This is a genomic window from Nocardia sp. NPDC056000, assembly GCF_042269265.1.
Classification (GTDB): Bacteria; Actinomycetota; Actinomycetes; order Mycobacteriales; family Mycobacteriaceae; genus Nocardia.
The window spans coordinates 55606-79538 of sequence record NZ_JBHJXS010000004.1 but is presented as its reverse complement, the minus strand read 5'-3'; the positions used below and the strand labels follow the sequence as shown (position 1 = coordinate 79538).

The 23933-nt window shown below is 65.0% G+C and carries 25 protein-coding genes; 14 read left to right on the top strand and 11 right to left on the bottom strand.

All coding sequences use genetic code 11. The annotated features are described in order from the left end of the window. Positions 1 to 281: 281 nt before the first annotated feature. The 4 genes from ACFC4D_RS12375 to ACFC4D_RS12360 are packed head-to-tail and all read right to left on the bottom strand — an operon-like array spanning position 282 to position 4076. Positions 282 to 1232, bottom strand: coding sequence for an alpha/beta fold hydrolase (locus ACFC4D_RS12375; protein ID WP_376062802.1), 951 nt, complete (start codon positions 1230 to 1232; stop codon positions 282 to 284). Positions 1233 to 1237: 5 nt separating this feature from the next. After that, positions 1238 to 2719 carry a dihydrolipoyl dehydrogenase family protein gene (locus ACFC4D_RS12370; protein ID WP_376062801.1) on the bottom strand — a complete coding sequence of 494 codons (1482 nt, stop codon included), beginning with the start codon at positions 2717 to 2719 and terminating at the stop codon, positions 1238 to 1240. 23 nt (positions 2720 to 2742) lie between these two features. Then, complete coding sequence (locus tag ACFC4D_RS12365) at positions 2743 to 3183, bottom strand: VOC family protein (RefSeq protein WP_376062800.1); 441 nt, start codon at positions 3181 to 3183, stop codon at positions 2743 to 2745. Positions 3184 to 3224: 41 nt separating this feature from the next. Then, a complete protein-coding gene (locus ACFC4D_RS12360) occupies positions 3225 to 4076 on the bottom strand; it encodes an alpha/beta fold hydrolase (protein WP_376062799.1) in 852 nt (283 codons plus the stop codon). 188 nt (positions 4077 to 4264) lie between these two features. Here ACFC4D_RS12360 and ACFC4D_RS12355 point away from each other — a divergent pair, with 188 nt between their 5' ends. The 5 genes from ACFC4D_RS12355 to ACFC4D_RS12335 all read left to right on the top strand — a co-directional run bounded on the left by ACFC4D_RS12355 (position 4265) and on the right by ACFC4D_RS12335 (position 9215). Then, entirely contained in the window at positions 4265 to 4834 is a 570-nt protein-coding gene (locus ACFC4D_RS12355) for a DUF308 domain-containing protein (RefSeq protein WP_376062798.1), read from the top strand. Positions 4835 to 4880: 46 nt separating this feature from the next. Further along, positions 4881 to 6392: a GMC family oxidoreductase gene (locus ACFC4D_RS12350; protein ID WP_376062797.1), complete on the top strand. Its 1512-nt coding sequence runs from the start codon at positions 4881 to 4883 to the stop codon at positions 6390 to 6392. A gap of 117 nt (positions 6393 to 6509) precedes the next feature. Next, on the top strand, positions 6510 to 6665 hold the full coding sequence (locus tag ACFC4D_RS12345) for a hypothetical protein (RefSeq protein ID WP_376062796.1): 156 nt from the start codon (positions 6510 to 6512) through the stop codon (positions 6663 to 6665). Between the two features lie 96 nt (positions 6666 to 6761). Further along, on the top strand, positions 6762 to 8381 hold the full coding sequence (locus ACFC4D_RS12340) for a tannase/feruloyl esterase family alpha/beta hydrolase (protein ID WP_376062795.1): 1620 nt from the start codon (positions 6762 to 6764) through the stop codon (positions 8379 to 8381). 216 nt (positions 8382 to 8597) lie between these two features. Next, complete coding sequence (locus tag ACFC4D_RS12335; protein WP_376062794.1) at positions 8598 to 9215, top strand: hypothetical protein; 618 nt, start codon at positions 8598 to 8600, stop codon at positions 9213 to 9215. A gap of 26 nt (positions 9216 to 9241) precedes the next feature. Here the strand turns inward: ACFC4D_RS12335 and ACFC4D_RS12330 are convergent, their stop codons facing one another. Continuing rightward, a complete protein-coding gene (locus ACFC4D_RS12330; RefSeq protein ID WP_376062793.1) occupies positions 9242 to 9421 on the bottom strand; it encodes an NUDIX domain-containing protein in 180 nt (59 codons plus the stop codon). Between the two features lie 30 nt (positions 9422 to 9451). Here ACFC4D_RS12330 and ACFC4D_RS12325 point away from each other — a divergent pair, with 30 nt between their 5' ends. Beyond that, positions 9452 to 9850 carry a hypothetical protein gene (locus ACFC4D_RS12325; protein ID WP_376062792.1) on the top strand — a complete coding sequence of 133 codons (399 nt, stop codon included), beginning with the start codon at positions 9452 to 9454 and terminating at the stop codon, positions 9848 to 9850. A 5-nt stretch (positions 9851 to 9855) separates the two neighbouring features. Here the strand turns inward: ACFC4D_RS12325 and ACFC4D_RS12320 are convergent, their stop codons facing one another. Beyond that, positions 9856 to 9996: a hypothetical protein gene (locus ACFC4D_RS12320; protein WP_375959525.1), complete on the bottom strand. Its 141-nt coding sequence runs from the start codon at positions 9994 to 9996 to the stop codon at positions 9856 to 9858. Between the two features lie 80 nt (positions 9997 to 10076). Between ACFC4D_RS12320 and ACFC4D_RS12315 the strand changes: the two genes are divergently transcribed. Beyond that, on the top strand, positions 10077 to 11084 hold the full coding sequence (locus ACFC4D_RS12315; RefSeq protein WP_376062791.1) for a MauE/DoxX family redox-associated membrane protein: 1008 nt from the start codon (positions 10077 to 10079) through the stop codon (positions 11082 to 11084). Between the two features lie 13 nt (positions 11085 to 11097). Here ACFC4D_RS12315 and ACFC4D_RS12310 read toward each other — a convergent pair whose 3' ends face one another. After that, the gene (locus tag ACFC4D_RS12310) at positions 11098 to 11769 is read right to left on the bottom strand and encodes a chitin binding peritrophin-A domain-containing protein (RefSeq protein WP_376062790.1); all 672 of its coding nucleotides are present in this window, start codon (positions 11767 to 11769) and stop codon (positions 11098 to 11100) included. 301 nt (positions 11770 to 12070) lie between these two features. Here ACFC4D_RS12310 and ACFC4D_RS12305 point away from each other — a divergent pair, with 301 nt between their 5' ends. Together ACFC4D_RS12305 and ACFC4D_RS12300 are read left to right on the top strand one after the other, a co-directional pair. Further along, complete coding sequence (locus ACFC4D_RS12305) at positions 12071 to 12655, top strand: MspA family porin (protein WP_376062789.1); 585 nt, start codon at positions 12071 to 12073, stop codon at positions 12653 to 12655. A 399-nt stretch (positions 12656 to 13054) separates the two neighbouring features. Then, on the top strand, positions 13055 to 13465 hold the full coding sequence (locus ACFC4D_RS12300) for a hypothetical protein (protein ID WP_376062788.1): 411 nt from the start codon (positions 13055 to 13057) through the stop codon (positions 13463 to 13465). A gap of 68 nt (positions 13466 to 13533) precedes the next feature. On the opposite strand, the gene ACFC4D_RS12295 is transcribed toward ACFC4D_RS12300, so the two are convergent. Further along, the gene (locus ACFC4D_RS12295) at positions 13534 to 15024 is read right to left on the bottom strand and encodes a flavin-containing monooxygenase (RefSeq protein WP_376062787.1); all 1491 of its coding nucleotides are present in this window, start codon (positions 15022 to 15024) and stop codon (positions 13534 to 13536) included. Positions 15025 to 15026: 2 nt separating this feature from the next. After that, complete coding sequence (locus ACFC4D_RS12290) at positions 15027 to 15827, bottom strand: SDR family NAD(P)-dependent oxidoreductase (RefSeq protein WP_376062786.1); 801 nt, start codon at positions 15825 to 15827, stop codon at positions 15027 to 15029. Between the two features lie 198 nt (positions 15828 to 16025). Between ACFC4D_RS12290 and ACFC4D_RS12285 the strand changes: the two genes are divergently transcribed. Beyond that, positions 16026 to 16661, top strand: a complete 636-nt coding sequence (locus ACFC4D_RS12285; RefSeq protein ID WP_376062785.1) for a TetR/AcrR family transcriptional regulator — start codon at positions 16026 to 16028, stop codon at positions 16659 to 16661. Then, positions 16658 to 17287, top strand: a complete 630-nt coding sequence (locus tag ACFC4D_RS12280) for a TetR/AcrR family transcriptional regulator (RefSeq protein WP_376062784.1) — start codon at positions 16658 to 16660, stop codon at positions 17285 to 17287. Before ACFC4D_RS12285 ends, ACFC4D_RS12280 begins: the two co-directional genes overlap by 4 nt. Positions 17288 to 17312: 25 nt before the next feature. On the opposite strand, the gene ACFC4D_RS12275 is transcribed toward ACFC4D_RS12280, so the two are convergent. Then, positions 17313 to 17651 carry an ArsR/SmtB family transcription factor gene (locus ACFC4D_RS12275; RefSeq protein WP_376062783.1) on the bottom strand — a complete coding sequence of 113 codons (339 nt, stop codon included), beginning with the start codon at positions 17649 to 17651 and terminating at the stop codon, positions 17313 to 17315. Between the two features lie 105 nt (positions 17652 to 17756). On the opposite strand from ACFC4D_RS12275, the gene ACFC4D_RS12270 reads away from it, so the two are divergent. From ACFC4D_RS12270 to ACFC4D_RS12260, 3 genes are all read left to right on the top strand, one after another. Next, on the top strand, positions 17757 to 18953 hold the full coding sequence (locus ACFC4D_RS12270) for an MFS transporter (RefSeq protein WP_376062782.1): 1197 nt from the start codon (positions 17757 to 17759) through the stop codon (positions 18951 to 18953). Between the two features lie 118 nt (positions 18954 to 19071). Continuing rightward, on the top strand, positions 19072 to 20379 hold the full coding sequence (locus tag ACFC4D_RS12265) for a serine hydrolase domain-containing protein (RefSeq protein WP_376062781.1): 1308 nt from the start codon (positions 19072 to 19074) through the stop codon (positions 20377 to 20379). A 265-nt stretch (positions 20380 to 20644) separates the two neighbouring features. Then, entirely contained in the window at positions 20645 to 21658 is a 1014-nt protein-coding gene (locus tag ACFC4D_RS12260) for an alpha/beta fold hydrolase (RefSeq protein ID WP_376062780.1), read from the top strand. 82 nt (positions 21659 to 21740) lie between these two features. On the opposite strand, the gene ACFC4D_RS12255 is transcribed toward ACFC4D_RS12260, so the two are convergent. Beyond that, positions 21741 to 23783 (bottom strand): CocE/NonD family hydrolase, encoded by a 2043-nt coding sequence (locus ACFC4D_RS12255; protein ID WP_376062779.1) that lies wholly within the window; start codon positions 23781 to 23783, stop codon positions 21741 to 21743. Between the last annotated feature and the right edge of the window lie 150 nt (positions 23784 to 23933).

The following is a 23933-nucleotide window of genomic DNA, read 5'->3' as shown; positions in this document are numbered from 1 at the left end:
CTTCCCCCGGAGGGTCACTCCCCATGACCCTGCTCCTGCAACACTTACGACGAACACACTGCATTCCGAACCACTGTTAACGCAACCGAATTCATCCGGCCCTGCGCGCCGGCACGTCGAAATGCTCATGTAAACGACCTTACGACCACCCACCGACAAATCGGCGCGGCCCAAAAGTCGCAGGTGCGCGACACCCTGTCGTAATCCCGCTCGCTGTCAACCTATTTAGCGATCCGGGCAACGCCGGTGGCGCTCGATTCCTCGTCGCAAGCCCCGAGGCACTAGCCCATGTGCGTCCGCGCAGCGGGTTCCGGACCATCCGGCACAGCGGGCTCGGACCGACCCGCGGAGAGGGCGAAATCCCGAACCGCGTCGGCGAATCGCTCGGGTTCCTCCAGATGCCCGAGGTGACCACTGCGCTCCAGGGTCACCAGGCTCGAATCGGGGATGAGTTCGGCCAGTTCCCGGCCCCAGCGGGGTCCGCAGATGACATCGAAGCGGCCGACTATGACCAAGGCGGGGATTGTCACCTTCGGCAGATCGGCGCGGTCGTCGATGAGATCGGGCGCGCCGAGTGCGTCCAGGCCCGAGATGTAGCTGGCGCGTAACGCATCCCGTAGCGGAGCCCACCGCTGCTCATCGCCCCAGTAGTCGGCGATATACGAGGGCAGGACGCCGCGGGCGACGGCCAGGGTCTGTTCATCGCTCGAAATTTCTTGCATACCAGCGAATGTCGCAAGGACATCGGCCAGGCCGGGCCGATCGGTGTGTGCGGCGGCGAACTCCTGTAGCCGCCGTGCGGCCTCCGCGCCGTGTTCGGGACCGGTGACCGGCGCGCCCTCGTACAGGATGATCCCGGCGAGCCGTTGGGGGCGATGAATGGCGTGATACGCCGCGACGAACGCGCCGTGCGAGTGGCCGAGCAAGAACACCTCGGACACACCGAGATGATCGATGATCCGTTGCAGCGCAACGCTATAGCGCTCACGGGTGTAGCCGTTCGGATGCGTCGGCAGTCGGCCGGAGGCACCGGTACCGAGTGCCTCGACGTACACCATCGTCAGGTGCTGTTCCAGTTCGGGCATGCGCATGTACTCCCAGTGGATGCCCGGTCCGCCCGGATGGGCCAGGCACACCGGGCCACTGCCGTACACGTGGTACCGCTGTAGGACACCGTCCGAGTCGAAGGCATGCACGCCGCGATCGAGAGCGCCGGAGTTCTGGTTCGACATCGCGATCACGCTGCTTTCAGAGGTGGGGTGAAGGAGGTGTGTGGCGTGGACTGATCGCGATAGGTCTCGAGCAGGCGCAGCCACACCTCGCTGATGGTCGGAAAGGCGGGTACGGCGTGCCAGAGGCGGGCCAGAGGGATCTCACCGGTGATGGCGAGGGTGGCCGAGTGCAGCAGTTCGGCAACACCTGGACCGGCGAAGGTGGCTCCAACGATCACCTGGCGCTCGGGGTCAATGAGGATGCGCGCGCGGCCGCGATAGTCCGGATCGTGCTGGAGTGCACCGGCGACCCGCCCGATGTCGTAGTCGACAATGTCGACCGCGCGGCCCGCCCGGGCGGCGTCCTCGGTGGTGAGGCCGACCGCGGCGATCTCCGGATCGGTGAAGACCACCTGCGGGACGGCCGCGAGATCCGCTGTGCCGGTGTGCTTTCCCCACACGGTGGTGTCCAGTGGTCGTCCCGCTGCCCGATCGGCGATGACCGTGCCCGCGATGCGCGCCTGATACTTGCCCTGATGGGTGAGCAGAGCCCGGTGATTGACATCGCCTACGGCATAGAGCCAGTCGCCGTCGACCGCGGTCACCGCGAAACTGTCATCGGTGGCGAGCCACTCCCCCGGGACCAAACCGACTGTCTCCAAACCGATGTCATCGGTGCGCGGTGCGCGCCCGGTGGCAAGCAGGAGTTCATCGGTGACAATGCGGGTCCCGTCGACCAGGGTCAGGTGAATACCGTCATCGGGGCCGCCCGCGGCGGTCGCGATACCCGATTCGAAGCGCAGATCGACGCCCGCAGCCCGGAGCCGATCGCTCACCAGGTCCGCCGCGAAAGATTCGACACGGCCGAGCAATCGCGACTCACGGGCGATGAGGGTGACCTCGGAGCCCAAAGCCCGCCAGGCCGTTGCCATTTCGACCGCGACGACCCCGGCACCCAGTATCGCCAGCCGACGCGGCACCTCGCGGGCGCTGGTGGCCTCGCGACTTGTCCACGGGCGCACCGTATCCAGTCCCGGTATGGGTGGCAGCGCCGCACGGGTGCCCGTGCAGACCACCACCGCGTGCCGAGCACGCAATCGCACGGTGCCACCGTCCGGAGTCCGGACGGTCACCTGCCGCACCCCATCGAGACTGCCGTGACCCCGAATGAGCGAAATCCCCGCCGAGTCAAGCCATTCGACTTGATCGCGATCGTTCCAGTCGGCGACCATACGGTCCCGATGTTTCAGCACCGAGGCTACGTCAAGCGGTCCGGTCACCGCGTTCGCGACGCCAGGAAAACGTGCGGCCTCGGCGTACAGCAACGCGGGACGCAGCAGCGCTTTGCTGGGTTCGCAGGCCCAGTAGGAACATTCGCCGCCGACGAGTTCGGATTCGATGATCACGGTGCTCAGACCGGCGGAGGCGGTGCGGTCGGCGACGTTCTCCCCGACCGGTCCGGCTCCGATGACGATGACGTCGTAGGACTGGATGTTGTTGTCAGACATGGTGTACGCTCTCCAATCCGTGGTCAGCGGCCGGGCGCGCGCTGCGTGATTTCCTGCAGGAACCAGCTATTGCCGTCCGGATCCTCGAAGGCGGCGAAGGATCCGTAGCTGCGGCGCTCCGGGTGCACACCCGCGAGGCGAGCGGTGGTTCCGACGTGATGGAATACGCCGGTCGCGTCCCGGAACGGCCCGTCCACCGCGACGCCGCGTTCGGCGAGGTCGGCGACGGCGTGCTCGATATCGGTGACGATCAGGTGCAGGCCATCGACCGAACCGGGTTCGGCGGCGGTGACGCCGGTTCCGAAGATGATGGAGCAGGCCGAGCCGGGCGGGGTCACCTGGACGACGCGGTAGCCCTGGTCCACGGTGAAGTCGGCATCGAGCCGGAATCCGAGCCGGTCGGCGTAGAACGCCTTCGCGCGATCGACATCCGCGACGGGCAGCACGATGACTTCGAGTTTCATATCCATGATCGTGTTCTCCTGTAGTGCTTGGGTTTTCGGTGTCAGCGGGTGGCTTTGGCGGCTTGTTCGATCACGTCGGCGACCACATCGGGATGGGAGACGGCGACCGAATGCGAGGCATCGACCTCGGTGACGTGCGCGTGGGCGCGCTCGGCCATGAAGCGCTGTGCCGCAACCGGAATATTCAGATCCTTGGTGGTGACGATGTCCCAGCTGGGCTTCTCGCTCCAGGCCGCGACCGTGGCCTTCTCCTCGAGTGCGGATTGCGCGATCGGCCGCTGCGACGCGGCCGCGAGCGCGGCGCGGTCCTCAGGCACATCGGCCGCGAACTGGTCGCGGAATTTGTCCTGCTGGATGTAGAGGTCGGTGCCGGTGCTGCCGTCGGTATTGGTGAACGGCACCGGATTCAAGGTGCCCGGCAGGGTGGAGCCGGGGTATTTATTGGTCAGCTCCAGTGCGGTCTCACCCGGCGCGGGCAGAAACGCCGCAACGTAGACGAGCCCCTTGACCTCGTCATTTCCGGCCGCGGCCGCACTGATGACCGAGCCGCCATACGAGTGCCCGACCAGGATGACGGGTCCGTCGATGTGGCTGATCACGCTGCGCAGCGCCGCGGCATCGGCGGCGGGACCGCGCAGCGGATTGGCCGCGGCCACCACGGGGTACCGGTCCCGGCGCAGCTTCTCGATCACATCGTTCCAGCTGGATCCGTCGGCGAAGGCGCCGTGCTCGAGCACGATGGTCGGCCGCGGCGCGTCCTCATCGGGACCGGCGTGGGTGACGGTGTTCGCGGAGCAGGCGACCGCGACACCGACGCCGGTGATACCGGCCGCGAGCGCCGCGGCGATCCGGGTAGCGCGTCGCCGGTTGCGGCCATATCCGTTGTCGACCATGGGATTTCGTCCTTCTAGCAGGTGGGTGCGAGTTGTACGATTCCACTGTCGTCGCCGAGGCCCGGGCGGCACATCCGTCAGGTGACGGTGAGCGCTACGTACGTCACCTCGCACCCCGATGACCTACGTAGCGCGGACCGTCAGTCGACGGATGCGGCGGCATCCGGCCCAGCGTGAGGGTGGTGTCCATGAACACCACAACCGCACTGCCCGTGACCAACTCCGAGCGCTCGTCCCTGATCCGCCTGTACCTGAGCCGTGGCGTACTCGCCATCGCCTGGGCGATAGCCTTCGCCGCGGTCCATAACACCCTGGATGCCATCGCGGTGACACTGCTGGTCCTCTATCCGCTAATCGATGCCGTCTCCTCTCTGATCGACTTTCTCGCGGTCCCGGAAGGCGCCGAACGTCGCGTGACGGCATTCAACGGCGTACTCAGTGCGGTCATCGCCGCTGCGCTCGGTATCGCCGGGACCACCGGCAGCATGGCCGCGGTACTGGGTGTATTCGGTGCCTGGGCAATCCTTTCCGGCGCGGCCCAACTAGCCGTCGGCGTATACCGGCGCGGTCCCGTCCTCGGCAAACAGTGGCCGACCCTGATCTCCGGCGGTCTGTCATTCCTGGTCGGCGCGACCTACATCGCCCAGGCCATCGGCGATTCCCCCGCCCTGGATGTCCTGGCCATCTACGCGACCGGCGGCGGTGTCTTCTTCATCGCGCAGGCCGCGCTGCTGGCCTGGAAACAAAGAACCCACTGACCCACGCAACCAGAATTCGCCGCGCTCTACACAAAGGACAATCGAGATGCCCGCACATGATTCCTACGATTTCGTCATCGTCGGCGGCGGTACCGCGGGCTGCGTGCTCGCGGCCCGGCTCACCGAGGACGAGAACCTCCGGGTGCTGCTGCTGGAGGCCGGTGCCGCGGACCTGCCCGACGCGGTCGCATATCCTCCGGCCTGGCCGACACTCGCCAACTCGCCTGCCGGATGGGGCGATCTCACAGTGCCACAGCGGTTTTCGAACGCACCGGTGCCGCTTCCGCGTGGCAGGGGGCTGGGTGGCTCGTCTGCCATCAATGCCATGGTGTTCGCGCGTGGGCATCACACCTCCTATGACGGCTGGAGCAATCGCGGCGCCAAGGGCTGGACCTACGATGATCTGCTGCCCTACTTCCAGCGCAGCGAGTCCGCCGTGAGCGGCGCGCTCGGTCGCGGCACCGCCGGGCCGCTGACCGTCGGCCCAACCACGCGACCCAACGAGATCCTGCTCGCCTGCCTGGACGGCGCGATCGAAGTCGGATTCCCGCGGGCCATCGACATCAGCGGCGGGCTCGAGGACGGTTTCGGTCCGGTCGACCTCAACATCGTTGCCGGACAACGCCAGAGCGCCGCGGATGCCTACCTCACACCCGCGCTCGCACGGCCCAATCTCACCGTGGTGACCGGCGCGCTCGCGCACAGGCTGCTGTTCGAGAGTCAGCGCTGCACCGGAGTCGAGTACCGCGTGGACGGCGAAATCCACCGCGCCACTGCCACTTCCGAGGTTGTACTGACCGCCGGAACCATCGGAAGCGCTCAACTGCTGATGCGCTCGGGCATCGGACCGGAGGCCGTGCTGCGGGAGGCGCATGTCGAGGTGGTGCATCCGCTGCCCGGGGTGGGCCGCAATCTCCATGACCATCCCCGGATCAACCTGGTGCACAGTTCCCAGCGCCCGGTACCCACACCGCAGGCCAATCACGGCGAGATCATCGGCCTGCTGCGCAGCGACCCGCACCTGACGGGACCGGATGTGCAGATCATCTTCATCGATATCCCACTGCCCAATCCTGTTGCCGCAGTGTCGAACGGCTTCACCATCGGCGTCTCCCCCATGCTTCCGGTGAGCCGGGGCTCCATGCGCATCACCTCGGCCGACCCCTCCGCGCCTCCGGTACTCGACCCCGGATACTTCACCGCCGCCGCTGATGTCGAGGTCGTAGTGGCCGGTATCGAGGCTGCCCGCGAGATCGCGGGTTCGGCTGCGCTGGCCCGCTGGGCCGTTGCCGAAGTCGCGCCCGGCGTCGACTTGACCGACAGGGCGATGCTCGGCGACTACGCACGAAGGAACTTCGGCTCCTACTGCCACCCGGTGGGCACCTGCGCCCTGGGTGAGGACGAGTTCTCCGTCGTGAATTCCGAACTGCGAGTGCACGGTGTGGAGGGCCTGCGGATTGCGGACGGATCGGTCATACCAGTCATTCCCTCGGCCAATACGAACGCGACGGTATACGCGATCGCCGAACGCGCCGCGGAGCTGCTGCGACCGTCCTAGCTCGAACCACACCTTCGGAAATCACCGTGAAACGGACCATCTCATGGCCAAGATCCGCGCGGTCGGCATCCACGCTCCGCGAAGGCATTCGATTGGACCAGCATCGACAAGCTCGCGATGTTCGATGCCTTCGCGGCGGTGCCGCTGATCGGCCAACGCCCGCTGCTCATGATCATGGGCACCCGCGCCATCTACGACAGGGAGCAGTACGTCGGTCCGGCGGTGGATCAGCTCAGCGGCTTCTTCGCCGAGCAGCTCCAGCGGACCGCGTGACGCATCGGATTACGTCGGCCGGGGCGTCAGGTGACTGATGTGGCGGTGCCGGTGCGCTGGCGACAGTAAGTAAGCAGTTCCAACCGAGGAGAGATCTTGAAACGACAAATACTGGCACTCGCGACCGTGGGCATCACAGTCGCAGGCGCCGCCGCCCTCTACGCAGTGGTGGACAGGTCGAACGATTCCGCGGCCACCCCCGCGAGCGCAAACGCCTTCAACTGCTCCACATTTCAGATCCCGGCGCCGGACGGCGCCACCGTGGAGTCCCTGACCGCCAAAGATGTCCCCGCGGGAGCGTTTCAGGTCCCCGGCAGCCCGCCGCTGGGCGGCTACCCCGTACCGGACGTCCCCGCACACTGCGAAGTAACCGTCACGCTCACCCACCCCGGCGCGAACGACCATGCCACGGTTCAGGTTTGGCTCCCGGAATCCGGCTGGAACGGGCGCTTCCAGGCGGTCGGTGGCGCCGCCTACGCCGCCGGGAACATCGGCGGCGTGGCCACGGCGGTCAAGCAGGGCTATGCGGCCGCCACCACCGACGCCGGTGTGGACACCACCGGCCTGGACACCAGTTGGGGGTTGAACTCGGCCGGTCAGGTCAACACGGCGCTACTGGAGAACTTCGCTTCCCGCTCGGTGCACGAGCTGGCGATCGTGGGCAAGCAGGTCGTGAACGACGTCTACGATCAAGCCGCGTCCTATGCCTACTGGAACGGCTGCTCGACGGGCGGTCGCCAGGGCTATATGGAGGCCCAGAAATATCCGTCCGACTTCAACGGCATCAATGCCGACGCACCGGCCATCAACTGGAACCAATTCGAGGTCGCCACGCTCTGGCCGCAAGTGGTGATGAGTGAGGCGCACACCTACCCGACCACGTGCGAGTTCAACGCCTTCAACCAGGCCGCGGTCAAGCAATGCGATCCGCAGGACGGCCTCGCGGATGGCCTGATCAGCGACCCGGGCCGATGCGATTTCGACCCGCGCCGTCTGATCGGCACCAAGGTGCAATGCGACGGAAAGGAATACACGATCAGCGAGACCGTCGCTGATGTGGTCCGCAAGATCTGGGACGGCCCGCGGGATGCGAACGGCAAGCAGCTGTGGTTCGGCCTGCCTACCGGTGCCGACTTCAGCGCGCTGACCGCCGGCGTCACCGACGCAAACGGCATCACCACGGGGGCACCGTTCACCGTTCCCGCACAATGGGTTTCGACGTTCGTCCAGAAGCAACGGTCGTTCGATTCCGCGAATCTCACCTACGCGCAGTTCGATCGGATCTTTCAGCAGGCCCGCTCCGAATACGACTCGATCATCGGCACCTCGGACCCGGACCTGTCGGCCTTCCGCGACGCGGGCGGCAAGCTGATCACCTGGCAGGGCGACGCCGACCAGCTCATCCCGACCGCGGGCACCGTCGACTACCGCAAGCGCGTGGACGCGCTGCTGGGCGGTACCACCCGGGTCGACGACTTCTACCGCGTGTTCCTGGCGCCGGGAGTTGCACACTGCGCCCTCACCGGCAGCAACGATATGACCGCGCTGACGGATTGGGTCGAGCATGGCAAGGCACCGGATGTCCTCCAGGCCACACTGACCACCGCAACCGGCCAGACGGTCTCGCGCGATATCTGCCGCCTGCCATTCGTCTCCCGCTATACCGGCGACGGAGACCCGGCCTCCCCGACCAGCTTCCGCTGTGTCGCGCCCTAGCCCTTGCCCGAGCCGGGCCCGCGCCCTACACGAGCTGGCCCAACTTCGGCGAATGTGCTTGCGGCGCGGGACTTGACCACCGAGGCCGGTCTCGAACCCCCGAGGTGACCATCGCTACATCGGCTCGCGCGGTGGCATCTCGATGCTTACGCTGCCACCAAACGTGGGGCATCTAGGGGGATGGCTAATGCAATCGTGTGTGACACAGTCATGTACGTGAAACTGAGTGGCGTGGAACAGCCAACAGACCTCGAAAGACTCGAAACCGCGTTCGCCGAACTGAGCGAGCGCGGTTTCGGCGCAGACTTCGACGTCGCCTGGCGATGCTTCACCAAAGGCGACGCAGCCCACGAAACCCCGCGCGGCCCAAAGGGATTCCTCTACAGCTACGCCCAGGCCTACGCCGACGCCTTCTTCGCCGAGGAGGGCTGGGGCGTGGCCGAACAGCCCGTCCCCGATTCGGTCAGACGCGAAATCGAAGCAATGAAGCCACAATTGATGGCGGCGGCAGGAATCGACCCGGCCGCCCACGCCGAAACGCTCGCCGCGATCGAACGCGGAAACCTAGATGCCGAAGACGCACACGACGACTACCGCGCGATCTTCGAAGCCTGGGAGAAGATCGGCAACAACCACTCCACAGCCTGGACCCTCATGCAAAACGAACGCCGCACCCGCTGGCACACCCTCCTGCGCCCCCTCATGATCGGCTGGTACAGCCCCGACCACCTCGACGAGATCATCGAGGTTCTTCAGCAGAACTCGCTGAATGTCACTGCGCCCCAAAATGAGCGGAAGGTGATCATCGTCAACCCCTCAGTCACAACGAGCTGACCGATCCAACCTGGCGGCGATATCGTCTACTCGGCGAGCGATTCGCCCAGCTCCATCTTCCCGCCCGGCAGCGCCCACATACCGTTGTCGACCCTGCGCTGCAGCAATATCTGGCCAAGGCCGTTGACGACGACCACGGAGGCCGCGGGTACCAGGCTGTTCGCTTTGGGTGCGTTCGGATCGTTCTGGTAGTCGCGTCTAGGCATAGTGCGGGTCCTCATCCGTATTCTGTACCCATGGGAGTCGTCTCCATCGAGGTTCTACAGGATGCACTGTGGCGATCGTGGTCCGCTGACACCAGCAAGAGCTCCGGATGGAGTGAGCGGGATCGCGCCAAAGGGCAGTGCGCAATGACCGCATGCGTGGTTCAGGACTACTTCGGCGGCGAGATCGTCAACACGATTGCCAGACTGCCCACGGGGGCGCAGGTATCACACTACTTCAACATCATCGATGGTGCGGTAGTCGATCTCACCAAGCAGCAATTTCCTCTCGGAACAGAATTCCCTGACCCTGCACCGAAGGCTAACGGGCACAGAACAACCCGTGACTATTGCCTCTCCAGCGAGGACACCAGGAAACGCTATCTTCTGCTCAGTGCGCGAGTTGTCGACGATATCAATGGGAACGAATGAACCAGTCAACGCGCCATCCATCGCCCTAGGAATTCGCGCACTTCGAGCACCGCAGCGTGCGGTTGCATGTCTACCACCAACTCCGCGACCGCCCGGCTCAACCGCATTGACGCAACGTTGCTGATGTTCTCGAAGTTGTCGTTCAAGAGAAGGCATCCTTCGGCTCGGCCATCCGTTTCTGTCGATCTGATGCGCCGATGCCCGGCTGGAACAGTAATGTTGGCCGGTGCCTTCGGTGATTCTGGCTAGTTCAGTGTGGGCAGCCCGACTGGTTGCCGCGACGGTGTTCGGGTGGGCTGGCACCGCAAAGCTGTTGGAGCCCAGCGGGACTCGTGAGGCGGTTGGTCAGTTCGGGGTGCCGGATCGGTGGGTCCCGACCGTGATCTGGGCGTTGCCCGCAGCCGAGCTGATGGTGGCGCTCGCATTACTTCCATCGTGGACTGCGGTACCGGCGGCGATTGTGGCGCTCGGTCTACTGGCGTCGTTCTCACTGTTGGTGGCGCGGCTGCTGCGCCGGGGAGAGCGGCCGTCGTGTTCGTGTTTCGGTTTGTTGAGCATCCAGGCGATCGGGCCGAAAACCCTGGTGCGCAACGCGATACTGGCCGCGTTGGTGCTTGCCGTGCTGGTCGGCTCGATGGCCGGCGATCCCGTGCCGCAGACGCTCCCGCTCGGGTATGCGGCCGGGTTGGTGGCGATCGTCGGGCTGGGCACTGTGCAACTGTGGCAGGGCAACACGATCCGGCGAATGCGCACGGAGATTGCTGAGATTCAGGCGGCCAGGGCTCCACGCAGGGGCTTGTCGGCCGGTACCCAGGCCCCGGAATTCGATCTGCCGGATACGGCGGGCGGGCGCGTAGCGCTGCGTGATGTGCTGACCGGCGGGCGGACGGTCGCGCTGCTGTTCCTGCACCCGGGATGCGGGCCGTGCGCGACGGTTGCCGCCGAGCTGGCACGCTGGCGAGCGGAGCTGGCCGATCAGTACAGCATCGTGGTGGTCGGCACTCATGACAGGGTGGCCAACACCGAGTGGGCCCGAATGCACGGTGCCGGAACCATGTTGGTGCAGCAGGAGGGCGAGGTGTACGCCCACTACCGGATACCCGGCACGCCGGCGGCCGTGCTGATCGATACGGAGGGGCGGGTGACCGCGCCGCCCGCGGTGGGTAGCCACGCCATCCGCGAGGTCTTCGACGGTGCCGGTCGCCCGCCGCTTGCGCAGCGGGCGACCGGTTGAGCCCTGGATCCGATCAGTTGCTGAAGCAGTCGGTCAGATCCGCCCACATGCACGCATCGGCTCGAACGTTGTAGACCATCCGGCCCACCGGTGTGCAACGGTCCGGTTCGTTCTCACACGACGGGCATTCGTACACAATCGCATCCGCCTGCGGAGTGCATGCGACGAACTTCGTACAATCATCGGGGTGCAGGTAGTTCCCCGGCTGCCTGCCCTTGCAGTCATCCAATGACGAGAGATGAACATCATCGCCGTCCGCGTTGGTATAGAGGTCGGCCTCCCGAGCCTCCCTGTTGCGATCCCACTCGGACAGCTTGCGTTCGATACGAATCTGATCCACTGCGGAGTACTGCGTGGTCAGGGTGAGTCCGCTCGACCCAGCGCCAGGACGTACATCGCCGTCACCCGCGGCCGCATATGCCTGCACCAACGGGGTTGTCGATTCCTTCGTACCCGTCATAACGACAATGTCGTAGGTGCCGTGATTGTCCACGGCCGGGCTCACCACCGTGATCTGAGAGTCGCTATCGATCGTATAGCTTTGTGCGCGATAGGTTTTCCCGTTCGGATCACGGAAGACGACGTCGGTCGCCCCGCCGAATCCGGACCCTTTGACTAATAGCGTCGTACCGCCGTCCGCTCTCGGCACCTCGGTCATACCTTCGATCCCCGTGACTATCGCCATGGCTGCTCCTCGGATGAGTTGGCAAAGTGCCAGCCAATTTTATTGCACCGCAGTGTTTTAGGATGCGATCTCGCCGTGTTCCCGCGGCATGGCAGACCTTCGTAACGCATCACACGCGCAATCTCTTCCCAACATTGGGAATATGCCTTCGCCGACAGATGCGCGTCCATTGGTAATCTCCGCAAACTTGATCTTGTAGGTTGCCGATCGGAAGAACATGACCCCGCTGGCCTCGCGCCACCCGCGAATCGAACGTGCTGCGCCGTATTCGATTGTGCCGCTTGCTGTTGCAGTCCTCTGGGTGGGATCGGCCTCGCCCGCCACGGCGGATGAGGTGCCGGATCGATCGCGGGTGGTGACCACCGAGGACGGGTGGGAACTGCGGGTTACCAAGGCGGCCGAAATCCTTGATCGTGTACCGAATCTCGCCGGTTCGCCGTTCACGCGCGAGGGGTTCGTGACCGTCAAGGGGGTCGCCGATATCGCGGGTGCGGGGCTGGTGGCGGTGGACTCCGGAAGTCTTACTGTCGGCTATCAGATCGGCTGCCAGATCGACGTCGGCAATGGGCTCTCGCTGGGGTCCTCCATGATGATGGGGCCCAATGTCGGTGTATCGGTCGCACCGGTGCCGGGACTGAATGTCGGGGGCAGCGCGATGGTGCTGCCGAGCATCTCCACGACATTGAAGCCGGGCACGATCACCTCGATCCCCTTCGGCACCAAAGCCCTTGCCGGAGCTCATGGTTCGATTGAGACCAGCGCGGTGCAGATCAAGATCGATGGATGCCTCGGACCAGTCAGCCTGCGGTCGTATGTCATCGCGAACATATCCACGCGCACCGCGGACAGCTCGGTCGCGGTTTACGGCGACCCGATCCAGCTGTGAATGCCATGCGTCCAACCCACCTGGCATCTTTGGCTCGCGCCATCGCGATCATCGCATCGTGCGCCGCACTCGGGCTGCCCGTCACAGCACACGCGGAACCGATCGTGTCGCCGCCGGCATGTCAGCCCGTCGACTCGGGCGCACCGTGCGAAAACGTCCCCGCACCACCCAGACCCGTAACTCCTCCCGCGAATGCCCCCGCGCCACTGCTGATGCCACCCACTCCACCGCCGAACAAACCCAACACCAATCCCCCGGCCGCAGCACTGATACCCCCGACACCCGGTCCCGCGCGCGGAAACCCCATCGTTCCCGACAAGGGTGACCACACCTGCCACGGGTAAGCGGTAGCGGCAGAAGTGCTCGCAGGCCGTGGTGACGGGATGGTTCAATCGCTCGATGCGTGGTGACGAGATCATCGGTCAGTGGAGTGTGGACGCTGGATACCACAGCGCGACAGAGGATGAGCAGTTCGTCTTCTGGGGTGACGGTGTGGGATTGGTGGAGTATGCGCGCCCGGGGACGAGCGAATGCGTGCTGTTCCGATGGACGCGGACGGCGATTCGGATGGTGCGGCTCGAGCCATATCGGTGCATCCGGCGTGACGGCGGTGCGGTTGTGGATGGTGACGTGCCCGAGGCGGTCGAGACCAGGTATCGGATCACACGTGAGCAGCGGCCGTTGATCGGTGAGGTGCTGCCGGTGCTGTACCTGCCTGCCCCGTTCGCGACGATTCCGGACCGCGGGTACGGGTTGATCACGCGGGAACCAGCGGCGCATTTTACGAACATGCGGCGCGCCAGTTCTTGAATCGAGGCATTTTCGTCGGCTGTCGAATGACCCTCATTCGAACCGAATGCCTTACAACACAACCATATTCAGTTCAGACGCCCGTAGGTATAAGCGTCGATAGGGAAGGTGTTCTGTTCACGGTAGGCGGTGCGGGTGGGCGTCGGGCGGAGCAGGGCGGCTTCACCGTGCTGGTTGAAGTAGTAGCTGCGCGAGCTCGCACAGTTGCCACGGTAGAAGACCGAGTCACCCAGTCGCCCGGTGACCTGGTCGAGGAATTCGGTGTTGGCCTGCTCAGTCACCTCGAATGTCTTCGCACCGTTGCGCCGGAGCTCACCGAAGAGCCGACGCAGGTGCTTCATCTGCGATTCGATGGTGTCGAAGTAGGACATACCGCTGTAGGCGTAGGGGCTGGCCAGGGTGAGGTAGTTGGGGAAGTACGGCACCGATAGCCCCTGGTACGCCTGAAAACGGTTCTCGCGCCACCACTTTCCGAGATCGCGGCCCTCGCGCCCGATCATCTCCAGGGCGGGGAAGTTGGTGTCCCAGATATTGAATCCGGTGGCCAGGACCAGGGTGTCGATCTCGGTCCGGACGCCGTCGGAGGTCACGATCGCACCGGGTTCGATGCGGGCGATCGGGGTCGTTTCCAGGTGGACGTGATCCTGGTTGAACGTCGGGTAGTAGGTGTTGGAGAAGGTGGGGCGTTTGCATCCGAAGCTGTACTCCGGCACCAGCTTCGCCCGCAACGACCGATCACGAACCTGGGCGAACAGGTGGGTGCGCGCGGCCGCGGTGGCGATCTTGTTGAGGAATCCGGCCTGCCGATAGTGCAGGACCGCTGTCACCATGATCGCTTCCAGCAAGGTCGTATAGGCCGACCGAGCCGCGCGCTGAGCCGCGGGGACTCTCGCGAACAAAGTTTGCACGGCGGCCGGGATGGCGAAGTCGACCTTCGGGACCACCCAGATCGGGGTGCGCTGAAAGACCGTGAGTGTCTCGGCTTTTCGCGCCAGCTGCGGGATCAACTGCACCCCGGTGGCGCCGGTGCCGATGATCGCTACCTTGCGGCCGGTCAGATCGGTGGTCTCCTCCCAGTCCGCCGAGTGCAGGATGGTGCCCGCGAAGGATCCGATGCCCGCGATGTCGGGCAGGTTGGGTTGGGACAGGAATCCGGTGGCGGACAACAGGTACCGGGCGGTGATCACCTCGCCGCCGCCGACGCCGATGATCCAGTGCTGTGCGTCCTGATCCCAGCGTGCGCCGTGCACCACCGTGTCGAAGCGCATATGCCTGCGCAGATCGTATTTGTCGGCGACGTGTTCGGCGTACTTCTTCAACTCCGCGCCGGGGGCGAAGACCCGCGACCAGTACGGATTCGGTTCGAAGGAGTAGGAGTAGGTGACCGAGGCGATGTCCACTGCCAGCCCGGGATAACGGTTCACGTGCCAGGTGCCACCGAGATCGTTCTCACGATCGAGGATCAGCAGATCCTCGATACCGAGTTCCTTGAGCTGGATCGCGGCACCCATGCCACCGAAACCCGCGCCGATGATGACTACTTCGTGCTGCGGTGTCATGGTCACACACCCTTGGTCGCGCGGACGAAGCGTTGGACCGCGGGTGGCCAGCCGCCCGGGGGTGGAGTACGCGTCGCCGAGCGGGCACCGAGGTTGATGGCCAGATCGAGCAGGCCACGCGGCATATGACGCATGACCGCGACCGACACGGTCTGCGGGACCGAGCTCGCCACATCGCGCCGGTAGCGACCGATCGCGGTGTCGGCGAGCCGTTTCGCCACGGCGTCCACCGGTTCGGCCGGTACCAGGCCGTCGAAACCGAAGCCCTTGTCGGCCGAATCCTGATGGATCGGAGTTTTGACGTAGCCCGGATAGAAGGTGCTGACCTCGATCGCGTCGCGGTGCTCATGGCGCAGCGCGTCGGAGTATCCGACCAGTCCACGTTTGCTCATCGTGTACGCGGGCGCGAACGGTGCGGCCATGAACGCCATCCCGGACGACACGTTCACCACCCGACCACGCGACTCCCGCAGTGCGTGCAGCGCAGCGGAAGTCACCCGCCACGGTCCCATCAGATTCACCGCGATGACCAATTCGGCGTCGGGGCCGGGGACTTCGCCCGCACTTTGACTGAACCCCACTCCGGCGCAATTGATCAGCACATCCAGGCCCCCGAGTTCGGTGATCGCGGCGGCCACGGCGGTATCGACCGAGTGCTGATCGGTGACGTCGCACGCCAGGGTGAGCGGACCGTCCGGATGCAGATCCAGCCCGACGACTCGATGGCCGTGCCGCCGCAGTCGTGCCGCGGTGGCCAGCCCGATCCCGCTGGCCGCACCGGTGATGATGACCCGTGAGGTCATACGACTTCTCCCTGTCCGAGGCATCGCCTCAGGTGATCCGAACACTAACTTTACATGTGTGTACCTACAGATATGTATCACACCCCCGGCCTGACGCTCAACGAGAAGTAATGCCCCGAGAACTCGGCCGCGAACGAATGGCATGTCATCGACCCGGCACAGCGCACGCGATACTGGTCCGAGCGAAGGAGGATCACGGTGACGGAGGCGGCAACCCGGCAGACGCGCTCGGCGGTGCGGCTGCAGCCCGAACAGCGCAGGCAACAGCTGCTGGATTCGGCGTCGGCGCTGGTCATTCGCTCGGGCTTCGCCAATGCCACGATGCAGGCCATCGCGCGCGAGGCGGGCGTGACCCGCCCGGTCGTCTACGAGTTCTATAGCGACCGCGCGGAATTGCTCGGGGATCTACTCGAGCGAGAGACCGAGAGGGCACTCGGATCGATGCTGGCGGCCGCCCCCGAGGTGCACCGCGGCACGGATATCGGCGAGCTCATGCGATCGGCGCTGACCGGGTTCCTGCACATCGTGATGTCGGACCCGCAGACCTGGCAGCTGATTCTGCTACCACCCTCCGGCGCTCCCGAAACAGTTCGCGCGGGCATGGAGGCAACGCGAGCAGCGATATTCGCCGCGCTGCGGTCCTCCCTCGAACCGTTGGCCGAACCGTTCGGATCGACCGAATCCGACTCGGAACTGATGGCGCTGGCGTTCCTCTCCGGGTGCGAATCCGCGGCTCGACTCGTCTTGAAGGATCCGAAACAGTTTCCCCCCGAACGGATTACCGCGGTCGTGACCTGGTTCATCGATCGCTTCGCCATCGGGCGGCCACGATGAGCGACGGGGTGGTGGTGAAGCGTTCCGCCGGACGGCGCATGACTCCCGAACGGCAGCAACGGATTCTGGACGCCGCGGTCGACATCGCGATCGACGACGGATTCCCCGCCATCACCATGCAGTCGGTCGCCAAGCGCACCGGCTTCACCCGTCCGGTGGTCTACGACTGCTTCGACGGCCCGGAGGCCATCATCATCGCCGTACTCGATCGGGAATCCGAGACGGTCGCTCGAGAGATCACAGCGGTTTCCGAAGCGTTGAACAGCTCAACCGCCTTGGCGGACAAGGGTTTCGTTCAAATCATCATCGACCGGCTCGACGTGATGCGCGCCCAACCGAGGACCTGGCTGCTACTCAGCGTGCCGACCGAAGGAACGACCGAGACCGTCCGAGCGCGAATGCACGAGATCCGCGAATCCCTCAGGCAGAGCTTCCAATACGCACTGAGCGACGCCGTCCGCGATATGCCGGACCCGCCGCTCGACACCGAAGTTGCGTCTTATCTGATCCAGGACATCGTGCACAGCTTCGCGCAGGAGATGATCGCGCGGCCGGAGCACTACCCGATCGAGCGCATACGAGGCTTGATCGACACTTTGATGACCAACGCGAGCCCACCGAGCTAGGGCCGACCGGGCGTGTCGGGCCGATTCAGTCGGCCGGTGTCCACGCGCGAATCAAGTTGAGCAGGCCCGGGAAGCGGGCGTCGAGGTCTTCGACGCGTACGCGGCTGCGGCGTTCCAGTCCGTACTGCTGCTGCCGGGTCACGCCTGCCTCGCGGAGTACGCGGAAGTGGTGTGTGAGGGTCGACTTCGGGCGGTCGCTGCCGAACCAGCCGCATGAGCGGTCGGTGTCGGGGGATTCGAGTAGCAGTTTGCGGACCATGGTCAGGCGCAGCGGATCGCTCAGCGCGGCCATGATGTGCTCGAGCCGCAGGTCCGCGCGTGCGGGCTCGGGCAGGTGGGTGGCGGCTTCGGTCGCCGATGACATGGGGTCTCCCGGGTGTGCGGCACTAGTACGTAATTTATCGTACTAGGTGCTAAGTTCGAACACTGTCGTACTAGTACGACAATTCTCGAACTAGTGGAGGATGGGATGACGACGCTCCTGGCACGATCGGAAACGCGAGACGGCAATGGCATCGTGTGGCTGGCGGCGTGGCCGGTATTCGCGGTCTTCGCGCTGTCGAACGCGGCCACACCGTTGTACGGGATCTGGCAGCGCGAGATGGGATTCTCCGCAGGCACCCTGACCGCGATCTTCGCCTGCTACATCGTCGGATTGCTCGGTGCACTGCTGGTCGCGGGCGTGGTCTCGGATCGAGTCGGCCGCAAGCCGGTACTGCTCCCCGCCATCGCCCTGGCCGTGCTCGCTGCGGCGTTGTTCGCCACCGCGAACTCGATCGCAATGCTGGCGGTGGCTCGGCTGCTGACCGGGATCGCCGTCGGCGCGACGGTATCGGCGGGGATGGCCGCGGTGACCGATCTAGGTGGACCGGCGCGCAAAAAGCTTGCTGCACTAGCAGCTTCGGCTGCCATGGTGCTCGGCGCGGGTTCCGGGCCGCTGCTGGCCGGGATCTTGTCCGAGACCTTGCCCGGCCCGACGGTGACCATCTTCGTGGTTGAAATCGTGCTGCTCGCTTCGGCTTTCGTCATGGTGGCACGCTGGGATCTGCCGGGAGGCACCGGCGGACGCGGGCCGTGGATCCGGATCCCGGCGGTACCGGCGAGCGGACGGATCGCGGTGGCGCTCGGCATCGCGGTATTCGCGCCGGGAATCACGGCCACGTCCTTCGTGCTGTCACTGGGCCCGTCGGTGCTCTCACACCTGCTCGGAGCCACGAACCGGGTGATCGCCGGTGGGCTGGCATTCGGAATGTTCCTGGCCGCCACCGCGATTCAGTTCGCCGTCCGGAGACTGTCGCTACGTGCGGTGCTGGTCGGTGGGGCGGTGGCGACGGCAACCAGCATGGCCGCGCTGATCGCCGCACTACACCTGTCGTCATTGCCCCTGTTCGGCGCGGCCGCGGTCTTCGCCGGAATCGGCCAGGGCCTGGGACAATTGGGCGGTCTCACCGCGATCAGCGCCTCCGTCACCGCCGACCGACTCGCGGAAACCAATGCCGCCCAGAACGTCGGCGGCTACCTGCCTGCCGCGGCGTTACCGACAATCACCGGATTCATCAGTGACGCGGTCGGTTTGACCGCGGGTGCCACCGCATTCGGCATTGTCGTGCTTATCGCCGCGAGCACGGGCGGCGCGTTCGCCGTCCTTCACACCCGGAGGGCGTAGCCCCAACTCCTCGAGTCAGGTGCGGATGAGGATTCTCGCGCCGAATTCGCCCACCGCGGCCGGGCGAATCTGCCTCACTAGAACGAGGGCTGAGCCAGTGAGAGATATGAGGGGACCTATGGACGCCGACCTTCAAACAGCATTCGCGGCCAGCGTGGCAAATGAGCAGGCCACCAAGAGATTACCCAGTCTGGCGGCGATGGTCGGCCGCAGCGGCGTACCTCTCGCGGCGGCTGCGGTGGGATTCGCCGATATCGAGAACCGAGCTCCCGCCACCCTCGGGCACCGATATCGGATCGGCTCGATCACCAAGACCTTCACCGCCGCAGTGACTTTGCTGCTGTGCCGACGCGGTGAGCTGGAACTCGATGCACCGGTGGGCCGGTATCTCACAGGCACGCCGTTCGGGCAGCTGCCGGTGCGAATGCTGCTCTCGCACAGCAGCGGTATGCAGCGCGAGGCTCCCGTCGACATGTGGGAATCCATGAAGGGTCCCTCCGGCCAGGAGCTTCGGGAAGCGTTCGGCCGGGTCGAATTGGTCGCCGAGCCCGGGGAGCGATGGCACTACTCGAACCTGGGTTACGCCGTCCTCGGCCAGATCATCGAGCGGGTCACCGCCGAGTCCTGCGAACTCTTGATCGATGAAATGCTGCTCGGGCCCTTGGAATTGACCGCCACCACCTGGTCGATGCCCAACGGCGCGGCGATCGGATATCGCCTGGATCCCTTCGCTGACGCCGTTCACCGAGAACCCGGCATAGAGCAGGGCGCGATCGGTGTGGGCGGTCAGTTATGGTCCACCGCAGAGGATTTGCTGCGGTGGGGCGATGCCCTGTGCGGCAACCGGCCCGACGTTATTCCGACCGCAGTCGTCGATGCCATGCACACCCTGCACGTCGTGGTCGATACCCGATCGTGGAAACAGGGCTGGGGGTTAGGGCTGCTCCTCGAGCGCCACGACGTTGGAATTCTCGCCGGGCACACCGGGGCCATGCCGGGATTCCAGGCGGCACTGACCTTGCATCGTGAGAGTTCCACTGTCGCAGTGGCTCTTTCGAACCTCACACACGGCACCGTGTTGAGCGACCTCACCACAAAGACCGTCGTTGACGCGATCGCCTCCGCAGCCGCAATTCCGACCTTGGCGTGGGAACCCGCGGCACCCTGCCCAGACCGCATACGACCGATTCTCGGCAGCTGGTGGTCCGAATCGGAGGAGACGGTGTTCGAATGGCGTCGTGACGGGCTGCACGCCCACCTAACCGCAAACCCCGCAGCAACCGATACCCACTTCGAGGAAGAAGGCCCCGGCCGATTCCGCGCCTCGCACGGTCGGCTCCGAGGTGAACTGCTGATCGTCTCGGGCACCGCTGAGAGCGTTCTGTTGCACTGGGCGACATATCCGTTCACACGTCACCCCAGATGAGATCAAGCCCTCTTGCGACGCGGAACGATTCGCGCGGCCCGCCGCATCCTTGATTACCTCGATCAGAAAACATTGATGTTTGTCACTTTTCGGGACGGCGCTCATACGGGGACAAGTTCACCGAAATAGCCCGCGACCACGACGGGAGCACCTGGGCCGCAGCGATTTTCGAACGCGTCCGCCATTCGGACGGATTGGCTACGCCTCCGGAGGCTCCGTATCTTACTCCTCAGTAAGTTACGACCAGGTTCACCGAGGAGTGCTCATGCCCCGCATTCAACAGCGCAGATCGCTGCGAGCCGCCGTGTCGACCGGACTGCTCATAATGCTCACGTCAGGGTTACCCGTGCCGATGGCCACCGCGGAACCCCTCGGCCAGCCCGTTGAGTCCTCGGTCATCTCCGCCGACGGGACGACGATTTCGGTCAAGGAGTACGGTCCCGCTTACGACCAGGCCCCGACCGTCGTGCTCGTGCACGGCTGGCCGGACAATTCCGATGTCTGGAGCAAGGTCATCCCGCTGCTCGCGGATCGCTATCACGTGGTCAACTACGATCCGCGTGGATCGGGGGCCAGCGACCATCCCGACGCGGTATCGGATTACGAACTGCCCAAGCTGTCACAGGATTTCGAGGCGGTCGTCGACCGAACCGCTCCCGGCGTGAAAGTGCATGTGCTGGCGCATGATTGGGGCGCGATCCAGACCTGGGAATCGGCGGCACGTATCCCGGAGAAGTTCTCGTCGTTCACCTTCATCTCCGGGCCCAGCCTGGATCTGCTGTCGGGTTCGCTGCAGCGGGAATTCGGGAACATCACCGCCTGGCCCGCGCTGTACTACCAAGCTATGGCCTCGAGCTACGTGCCGTTCAACTATCTGCCCGTACTGCCGGAGGCGTTCTGGAATTCGGGCCTCGGCGCGCAATTGATGCGAGCCTATGTCGGACTCGAAGGGGGACAGCACGAGGAGTACAGCGGGCGCGATGGCGCTGCGCAGACAAACCTGTACCGCGCCAATATGTTCCAGCGCCTGCTCAACCCTACCTACGACCATGTCGAGGTCCCCGTCGTGCAGCAGATTCGCCCGTCGATCGACCCCTTCGTCACCCCGGTCTACTTCAATGGCCTGGAGAATGCGGTGCCGTCGCTGTGGCGGCGCACGGTCGGCGTCGGCCATTGGACCCCGCTCACCAACCCCTGGGCCGTGGCGCAGTACACCTCCGAGCTGATCGAGTTCCGCGAACACGGCACACCCGCACCGGCGGGCACAGTCGTCAAGTGACCTGACGATCTCGTCAGGTCACCCGGCGGGGATCATCCGGTCTCGGACCCGGCGAAATCGAGCGCAAGACCGCGGTTTTCGATCAGATCGGACGGCTCGACGGGAGGTTGATGAAGCTGGGTGAACTGGGGTCGAGCACCAGTCGCTGCGGCTTCAGACCGGATTCGTTCAGCATCGGACCAAGCAGGAGGCCCCTCGGAAAGTTCGAGGCGTAGATGTCCACGCGCAAACGATGCCCGGGTTGCAGGATCGCGTCGGTCTGCTCGAGGCCGATATCGAGCACGGTCGGCTCTCCGGGCACGATCGGTTGGCGCGTGGCCAGGGACAGGATCGGGTACGGGTCGCTGTAGTCACCGTTGGCCGAGCGCTTACTCCTGGTCTCGTCATTGGCCCGCAGTGACGCGGTCGACTGCCCCGAAGTGAGTACGGTCGACTGTCCGTCGGGCGCAACATCATTGAGGGTCGCGGTCCAGTATCCGTCGGTGGCGTCCAGCACGGTGTTGAGATGTACGTTCACCGACCCCGAGATCAGCGTCGGCTCGGTGACCGGGTTTCCGGTGAACGTCAGCGCCGCGACTTCGGATATCCGGCTGTCCTTCGCACAGATGTCGAGGATTCCCAGCGCACCGGCGGTGCCCTGGGCGGCGTCGCGCGAGCACACCGTCGACAGGCCGGGCGAAACCGTCAGTGCCGTAGTCGATGTGGGAGGCGACGAGGACAGCGAACCATCATGTGCGACGGGGGTCGCGATTGAGCCGCTCGCATCCGCGGACAGGTACTGCCGGGCGTAAGTCATACCGGCACGAGGGAATTCGGTGTCGGTGGTCCAGCCGCCGCCCTGCTGGAACAGGGTCGCGGGGCTGTAGTTCTCGATGCCGTTGTCAATTCCCTTGAGCCAGTGGTCGAACCAGGCACGCTGCAACACATCCATGCGCGGTGGTGCTCCCGCAACGCCCAGACCGGCGCCGGGGGTGCTGTGGTACCAGTCGCCCATGAGGAGTTTCTTCTCGGTAGTGGGCAATGAGATGGCCTCGAAGATGCGCGGCTCGGAGTTGCTGAAGATGTCATGCCAGCCGCCGACCACGAACGTCGGCACCTTGATCCGGTCGGGATGCCCGAGCAAGCCGGAACGGAACGGCGTCCCCGGATCCAATACCGGGGCGATCGAGGGCGGCAGATTGTCGATCGAGGGCGTGGTGAGCGCGGCCAGGATGAGGTCGAACAGAGTCAGCGGGTTCTGGACCCGATCGGCCAGCCACTTCCAATCGAATCGACCGTTCAGGATCGACACCAGATCCGGGAGCAGTTTGGTGGCATCGACCGCGGTCGCGAGCAGCGGCGCGAAGCCGATTCCCAGCGCTCCCCCGGGGGCCGCGACATCGCGGACGATATCGCTGCCGGGCACGATCGGGAAGATCGCCTTGAGTGCGGGCGGATTCTCCTCGGCCGCATAGAGCTGGTTGATGCCCGAATAGGAGATACCGCTCATCCCCACGTTGCCGTCGGACCACGGCTGCTGAGCCGCCCAGTCGATCATCTCGACCGTGTCCTGATGTTCGCGCGGGCTGAACAGCCCCCAATCCCCCTGGGAGAATCCCGTTCCCCGCACATCGGCGACGATCTGGGTGTAGCCGCTGCGGATCAGGTTGGGATCGGCCGCGAAGGTTCGGCCCGCGCCGCCCGAGAGCAGCTTGATCTGATCCCCCAGTCCCGCCAGCCCCGTACCGGTGAGGTTGAACAGATCGAACCGGTTCATCAGCGTCACGATCGCGTCGTACAGCCCCGGAATCGCGATCGCCGAGGTTTCCAGCATCGAGACCAGCTTGGTGTACGGGGTCATATTCAGGATCGTCGGCAGCGGGGTGTCCACGATGTGGTTGTCCGCGTCCATCGGCCGGTACACATTGGCTTTGAGCACCACACCGTCGCTCATGGTGATCGGCACATCCCAATCAATGTGCACGCCAGGGTATTTCGGTGGCGCGTCCTGTGTGACGGTCCAGCCGGGGTCGCCGCCGACGCTGCCGTCCGGAGCGGCCTGCGCGACCGGCGTGGCCGCCGCCGCGGCCACCACCGCCGCCACGACGGCCAGGCCGCTGAACGACCTTCGCAACGACAACCCCATGAATAAACCGCCCTCCGTTGGACAGATGTGCCGGCATCGAGCCGGACGGCTCGGTACCCATGAGTACGGTACTGTAGTGTTTGTCACTATTGAGTACAAACAGTGCCTCGCAACACATGTCTCTTCCAGCGCGGCAAAGGTTTGATCTAC